This is a genomic window from Vulcanococcus sp. Clear-D1, assembly GCF_014654725.1.
Taxonomy (GTDB): Bacteria; Cyanobacteriota; Cyanobacteriia; order PCC-6307; family Cyanobiaceae; genus Vulcanococcus.
Genome location: NZ_JACVZV010000013.1, coordinates 59,724 through 66,511 on the forward strand (window position 1 = coordinate 59,724; position 6,788 = coordinate 66,511).

The 6,788-nt window shown below is 64.0% G+C and carries 7 protein-coding genes and 1 tRNA gene; 4 read left to right on the forward strand and 4 right to left on the reverse strand.

Annotation, left to right across the window (positions count from 1 at the left end):
- Positions 1-3: 3 nt before the first annotated feature.
- Genes H9532_RS04145 through H9532_RS04155 form a run of 3 tightly spaced genes read right to left on the reverse strand, consistent with a single transcriptional unit; the run spans position 4 to position 832 of the window.
- Complete coding sequence (locus H9532_RS04145) at positions 4-258, reverse strand: cytochrome-c oxidase (protein WP_296365980.1); 255 nt, start codon at positions 256-258, stop codon at positions 4-6.
- A 24-nt stretch (positions 259-282) separates the two neighbouring features.
- Positions 283-570 (reverse strand): DUF3181 family protein, encoded by a 288-nt coding sequence (locus H9532_RS04150; RefSeq protein WP_296365981.1) that lies wholly within the window; start codon positions 568-570, stop codon positions 283-285.
- 22 nt (positions 571-592) lie between these two features.
- A complete protein-coding gene (locus H9532_RS04155; protein ID WP_296365982.1) occupies positions 593-832 on the reverse strand; it encodes a hypothetical protein in 240 nt (79 codons plus the stop codon).
- 70 nt (positions 833-902) lie between these two features.
- Here H9532_RS04155 and H9532_RS04160 point away from each other — a divergent pair.
- From H9532_RS04160 to H9532_RS04175, 4 genes are all read left to right on the forward strand, one after another.
- Positions 903-976 (forward strand) — tRNA-Arg (locus H9532_RS04160).
- A 130-nt stretch (positions 977-1,106) separates the two neighbouring features.
- Positions 1,107-2,396 (forward strand): serine hydroxymethyltransferase, encoded by a 1,290-nt coding sequence (glyA, locus tag H9532_RS04165; RefSeq protein WP_296365983.1) that lies wholly within the window; start codon positions 1,107-1,109, stop codon positions 2,394-2,396.
- A gap of 109 nt (positions 2,397-2,505) precedes the next feature.
- Positions 2,506-3,600, forward strand: a complete 1,095-nt coding sequence (locus tag H9532_RS04170) for a glycosyltransferase family 4 protein (RefSeq protein ID WP_296365984.1) — start codon at positions 2,506-2,508, stop codon at positions 3,598-3,600.
- On the forward strand, positions 3,590-4,831 hold the full coding sequence (locus tag H9532_RS04175; protein WP_296365985.1) for a competence/damage-inducible protein A: 1,242 nt from the start codon (positions 3,590-3,592) through the stop codon (positions 4,829-4,831). The genes H9532_RS04170 and H9532_RS04175 overlap by 11 nt, the downstream gene beginning before the upstream one ends.
- Before the next feature lie 15 nt (positions 4,832-4,846).
- Here the strand turns inward: H9532_RS04175 and H9532_RS04180 are convergent.
- The coding region (locus tag H9532_RS04180) for an Ig-like domain-containing protein (protein ID WP_296365986.1) at positions 4,847-6,788 on the reverse strand (1,942 nt) is incomplete at its 5' end.

Genomic DNA, 6,788 nt, shown 5'->3' on the forward strand with positions numbered 1-6,788 from the left:
GCCTCAGCCTTCCACCACGCGCTCTTCGCGCACATGGATTGGCACTTCCAGATGGTTGCGGCCCACCATGGCTGGCCCATCCACCGAATAGATCCGCGCTTCGATACCGAAGTCGCGGAAGGCGGTTTCCATTTCCTGCATCAGCGCCTTTTCCACCTGTGCTTCAGCGTCCACCACCTTGCCGATCAGGCGGCTGCCCAGAGGGCCGATGCGCTGGCGAACAACCTCTCGGGCGTTGGTGACCTCGATGACCAGCACAGGGCCGCAGCGGGATGCGCAACCCTAGCCGTGGTTGGCGAGCAGATCCTCGAGATCCTGCAGCTGGCCGGCCGGCACGAGCCGTGCCAGCGGCAACTTGCTGCTGCCACCGCCGATGGGCACCTGCACCGCTTCAAGGGCCTGGCGCGCGCACACACCGGCGCCTTGATCAAGGCGGGCGGCGCATTCGATCGCCAGCGCTTCGGCTACGCCGGCATCGCCCAGATACAGGTGCCAACCCCCGATCTGGATGTAGAGCCGGTCGGCGATCTCCAATTGCAGATCGCGGATCTCGCTGGCGGAGAGGGGCATCGCGGCGATGGCGGGTGTGGTCTCAGGATGGCGTTTCCGGTCGCCTGGCGACCACGCTGATCAGCTGCACCACCAGCAGCAGGGCCCAAGCCTCGGTGAGCCAGGCCAGGTGGCTGAAGGGATGGCGCATGTTCTGCACGAACCACAGGCCGCTGTTGAGAGCGGCGAACACCATCGTGTGCAGCACCAGATTCACGATCCGGTTGAAGTGCCGGTAGGTGGGGTCTTCAGGGTTGGCGGGTCCGTACCAGCGGATCGGCATCGGGGATTGGAGGCGGAGGTCTGTTGACGGGTGGGCCCTCGGTATGGGCACAATGTCAGGGCAGGCGAAGGCGCTTGTAGCTCAGCGGATTAGAGCATCTGACTACGGATCAGAGGGTCGGGAGTTCGAATCTCTCCAGGCGCGCCTTTCAAGTGAAACCGCTCTTTCGGGAGCGGTTTTTTTGTGCTCACACGCGGATAGCCAGGCCCCATCGGAGAGGCGCTGTGTGCTGCGGTTTCTTACGATCCAAGTCACATCAACACCTTGATCTGCCATGGCGGAGTCCACCGGAGCAGCCGTGAACCAGTCGCTGGCGGCCGGTGACCCCGCAATCGCTGCTCTGATCGGTCAGGAGCTGCAGCGTCAGCAGACGCACCTCGAGCTGATCGCCTCGGAGAACTTCGCCTCCCGCGCCGTGATGGAGGCCCAGGGCTCGGTGCTCACCAACAAATACGCCGAAGGCCTGCCCTCCAAGCGCTACTACGGCGGCTGCGAGCACGTGGATGCGATCGAGGAGCTGGCGATCGAGCGCGCCAAGGAGCTCTTCGGTGCCGCTTGGGCCAACGTGCAGCCCCACAGCGGTGCCCAGGCCAACTTTGCTGTGTTCCTGGCGCTGCTGCAGCCCGGCGACACGATCATGGGCATGGACCTCAGCCATGGCGGCCACCTCACCCACGGTTCGCCCGTGAACGTGAGTGGCAAGTGGTTCAAGGTGGTGCAGTACGGCGTGGATGAGGCCACCCAGCAGCTCAACTTCGACACCATCCGGCAGCTCGCGCTCGAGCACAAGCCGAAGCTGATCGTGTGCGGCTACTCCGCCTATCCCCGCACCATCAACTTCGAGGCCTTCCGCGCCATTGCCGATGAAGTGGGTGCCTATCTGTTGGCCGACATGGCCCACATCGCTGGTCTGGTGGCCGCTGGTGTGCACCCCAACCCCGTGCCCGTGTGCGATGTGGTGACCACCACCACCCACAAAACCCTGCGCGGCCCCCGCGGTGGTCTGATCCTCTGCCGCGACGCTGAATTTGCCAAGCAGTTCGATAAGGCGGTGTTCCCCGGCAGCCAGGGCGGCCCGCTTGAGCATGTGATCGCCGCCAAGGCCGTGGCCTTCGGTGAGGCGCTGCAGCCTTCCTTCAAGACCTATGCCCAGCAGGTGGTGGCCAACGCCCAGGCCCTGGCCGCCCGCATCCAGGAGCGCGGCATTGATGTGGTGAGCGGCGGCACCGACAACCACATCGTGCTGCTGGATCTACGCGGCATCGGCATGACCGGCAAGGTGGCCGACCTGCTGGTGAGCGATGTGCACATCACCGCCAACAAGAACACGGTGCCGTTCGATCCCCAGTCGCCCTTCGTAACCAGCGGCCTGCGCCTGGGCACCGCCGCCTGCACCACTCGCGGCTTCGATGAAGCGGCCTTCCGTGAGGTGGCCGATGTGATCGCCGATCGCCTGCTCAACCCTGAAGACAGCGCGATCGAGCAGCGCTGCCGCGAGCGTGTGGCGGCCCTCTGCGAGCGCTTCCCGCTCTACGCCGAGGCCCGCGAACTGCAGCCCGCTTGAACGACTGGCCTGCCGCGGCCCTTCCATGATCGCCCCGGAGCTGGGCCCTGCTTAAGCTGCGCCCGGCAGGGCCCACTTGGGCCTCGATTCCGACCGCGCACCGCCCCCGATGATCTCCAGCCGGCCGGATCTCGCCGCTGTTCTGGCATTCGGCATTGCGGCGTTCTGCACAGCGCTCGTGGTGCCGATCGTGCGTCGCGCCGGTCTGCGCTGGGGCCTGATCGATCAGCCCGATTCCCGCAAGCAGCACACCACTCCGATGGTGCGCCTGGGCGGGGTGGGCATCGTGGGCGGTTTTGTGATTGCGCTGGCCTTGATCTGGCTGATGGGCGGCTTCGTGGAGCTGCCCCCCCAGCGCGACAGCCAGATCTGGACCACCATCGCCGGCGCCCTCTGCTTCTTTGTGATCGGCCTGGCGGATGACCTGTTCGCCTTGCCCCCGCTGCCCCGTCTCGGCGGCCAGGTGCTGGTGGCCATGGCGGTGTGGAGCCAGGGCGTGCAGATCGGGGCCATTGATCTGCCCTTTCATCTCTTGGGCGGGCCGCCCGGCGCCATCCCGTTGCCGGATGGTCTGAGCCTGATCGCCACGGTGATCTGGCTGGTGGGCATCACCAATGCGATCAACTGGCTGGATGGATTGGATGGCCTGGCCGCCGGCGTGAGCGGTATCGCCGCCGTGGGCCTGCTGTCAGTGAGTTACAGCCTCAATCAGCCGGCGCCGGGGCTGCTGGCCGCGGCACTGGCGGGCAGCTGCCTTGGCTTCCTCCGCCACAACTTCAACCCGGCCCGCATCTTCATGGGGGATGGCGGTTCCTATTTCCTCGGTTTTGCCCTGGCGGCGATCAGCATCGTGGGCCCGGCCAAAGGGCTTACCAGCGTGAGCTTGCTGCTGCCGCTGCTGATCCTGTCGCTGCCTTTGGCCGACATGTCGGCCGTGATCATGGGGCGCCTCAGCCAGGGCCATTCGCCCTTCTATCCCGATCGGCGCCACCTTCACCATCGCCTGCTGCGGGCCGGCTTCAGCCACCGCCGCACGGTGGTGCTGATCTATGCCTTCACCCAGTGGCTGGCAGCGTTGGCTCTGGTGCTGGCCAATGCGGAATTGCGTTTTCTCTGGCTGGGCCTCGCCACGGCGGTGCTGATTGTGGTGGTGATCGCCGCTCGCCGCAGCCTCAACCGCGAGTTGGCCGGGGATGAGCGCTGAAATCCTCTGCATCGGCACCGAGCTGCTGCTGGGCAACATCACCAACGGCAACGCCCGCTGGATCGCCGAGCAGCTTGCGGCCCTGGGCATTGCGCACCACCGTCAGCTCGTGGTGGGCGACAACCGCGAGCGCCTGATCGCTGAGCTGCAGGCCGCCCCTCAGCGCTGCCGTGTGTTGATCACCACCGGTGGCCTGGGCCCCACGCCCGACGACCTCACCACCGAGGCGATCGCCGCTGCCTTCGGAGCGCCCCTGGTGGAGCATCCCCAGGCGTGGGCCGAGATCCAGGCCCGCCTCGCGGCCCGCGGCCGCCCCTGCGCCGCCAGCAACCGCCGCCAGGCCTTCCTGCCGGAGGGGGCCGCCTTGCTGCCCAATCCCACCGGCACTGCTCCCGGCATGATCTGGAGCCCGCGCCCGGATTTCACGATCCTCACCTTCCCGGGAGTTCCCAGCGAGATGCGGGCGATGTGGGAGGCCACCGCCGCTCCCTGGCTGCAGGCCGCTGGCCTGGCGGAGGGTGTGTTCGCCAGCCGCATGCTGCGTTTCTGGGGCGTGGGCGAGTCGAACTTGGCCGAACAGATGGCCGACCTTTTGGAGGGCTCCAATCCCACCGTGGCCCCTTACGCCGGTGCTGGTGAGGTGAAGCTGCGGATCACGGCGCGTGCTGCGTCCACGTCTGAGGCAGAGGCCCTGCTGGTGCCGGTGGAGGCGGAGATCCGCGCCCGCGCGGGCAAGGCCTGCTTCGGGGCCGATGCCGACACCCTGGCGGCTGTGGTGTTGCAGCTGCTGCGCCAGCGCGGCCAGACCCTGGCGGTGGCTGAGAGTTGCACGGGCGGGGGCCTTGGGGCTGCCTTGGCGGGGGTGCCTGGGGCTTCGGATGTGTGGCTGGGCGGGGTGATCGCTTATGCCAACAGCGTGAAGCAGGGGCTTCTGGGGGTGCCGGCTGAGCTGCTGCACGCTCACGGTGCTGTGAGCGATCCGGTGGTCAAGGCCATGGCCGAAGGAGCGCGGCGTGCCACGGGTGCCGATTGGGCCCTGGCGATCACGGGGGTGGCCGGGCCCGGTGGTGGTAGTGACGCCAAGCCGGTGGGTTTGGTGCATCTGGCGGTGGCGGGCCCGGATGGCTGCAGCAGCGAGGGGGTGCACTTTGGAGATAGCCGTGGTCGTGCCTGGATCCAGACCCTTGCCGCAGGCGAGTCCCTCAATCGGCTGCGGCTGCAGCTGAGTTGAGGGACTGAATCTGGATCAGAGCACGAGATTGTTGCTGCTGATCTGGCCACTGCCGCGCAGCTTGACGGCGAAATCAGCCACCGAGTCGCCGTCTAGATCTGCCTCCAACACCGAAGCGTTTGCGCGCAGTTCACCGGCCATGCCAGAGAAAACCATTTCTCCAATGAAAGTGAGTGTTTGGAGGCCCTCCGTGTTTGTATCGCCATCAAAGGAGGAGAACACAAAACGGTCGTTTCTTCCGAATTTGACGATGTCGCGTTCCGCTTTGCTGGGGAGTGAGGCTTTTTTGCTCGCATACCAGAAGGCATCCATACCTCTGCCACCGCGCATCCAATCCTTTCCCTTACCGCCTCTGATGAGATCATCGTTCTCTCCACCACGGAGGTGGTCGTTGCCACGCCCACCACGTAGGCGGTCATTGCCCAGGCCGCCTGTCAGAGTGTCATTGCCTTTGTGCCCCCTTATTTTGTTAGCCAGGATATTTCCCTGGAGTGTGTCTGGATCCTGGGTGCCCTTCAGTTTTCTTTTGCCACTGGCTAAGTAACCGGGGTCGACCACGGTGCCGTTGGCGAGGCCATCACCATCCCAGTTGAGATCCCCATCTACCAGGGTGAGGATCACGGCGTCAAAGCTCCCGTCGCCATCGCTGTCGACGAAGGCGTACAGGGGATTCCCTGCTGCGTCGACGTATTCCTCAAACCGGTTAGTGCTGTAGTTGAAGCGCACATAGGCGTTGCCGCTCCCTGTGGGCAGGCCTGAAGGAAAGCTGATTGTCGCCTGGGTAGCGCCGCCGGGAGCAATTCCGGAAAGATCGAACGACACCACGCCTGCAAATGCATTGGTCATGCCATAGGGAGTTGTTGTAACAACTGTGCCGCCACCTCTGGCGGTGACGGGCATGCTGCCGTCTGCGGATGGAGCTGTGAGTGTGACCCCACCGAGTTGTACGCCGGGGCTAACGACTAAGGCGCCATAGTCTGAACCTTTGGCGCCGTCATTGATCAGACGAAGACCAGCTACTTCCGTTTGTTGCGCATCAGGGACGCCATCGCGGTTGCCATCCACGCTCGTGCCATCAGCGCTTGTGACAACTTCCCTGAGACCATCTCCGTCATCGTCATTGGGTTGGATATTGGTGCCTGCTGGAGCAGGATCTGCAGGTACTTGATCAATGAGTGGAGGCGCAGTGTCATCAACGTCGGTGACGTAGAGGGTAATGGTTGCAGCTGCGGACCAATTGTTAGCGGTATCAGCGGCTTGAACGTTGTAGATAAAGGCGTTCAGGCCGGTTTCAAAGTCGTTTTGATCGATGCCAGCGGCGGCACCGGCTGCGGTGATGGTGATGATGCCAGCGTTGTCGATGGCAAAGAAGCCATCGGTGGATGTGGCACCAGGAGTGCCGCCTGCATTTTCAAAGCGGAATTGAGTGACACCAACGGCATCAGAGGCGATGACGGATGCAACGGTGGCGCCAGCGGCTTGATTTTCTGCGTAGGAGAAGGACTGGTTGGCAACAGTAGGAGCAGTGTCATCAACTGTATCGACGGTGTAATTGCTGGAGCTGGTGGTGCCAGAGCCGGCATTGCTAGCGGCATTAACTACGCCTGTGTTGTCGAGAGTGATGATATTGGTGGCATCTTCTATGTTGGCCGTTGGCGTGAACGTGGCGGTCCAGGTGATGCCACCATCGGCGGAGGAGACAGAGCTGAGGGTGCCGTTTTCAACGGTGAGATCAGCGTTAGTGAAGCCGGTAACAGCTTCTGAGAAGGTAATGGTGACGAGGGAGGTCTCACCAATTGTGAGAGCCGAATCCGCAAGGGAGATGGTTGCGGTTGGGCGCAGCGTATCGACGGTGTAATTGCTGGAGGTGGTGGAGCCAGAGCCGGCATTGCTAGCGGCATCAACTACGCCTGTGTTGTCGAGAGTGATGATATTGGTGGCATCTTCTATGTTGGCC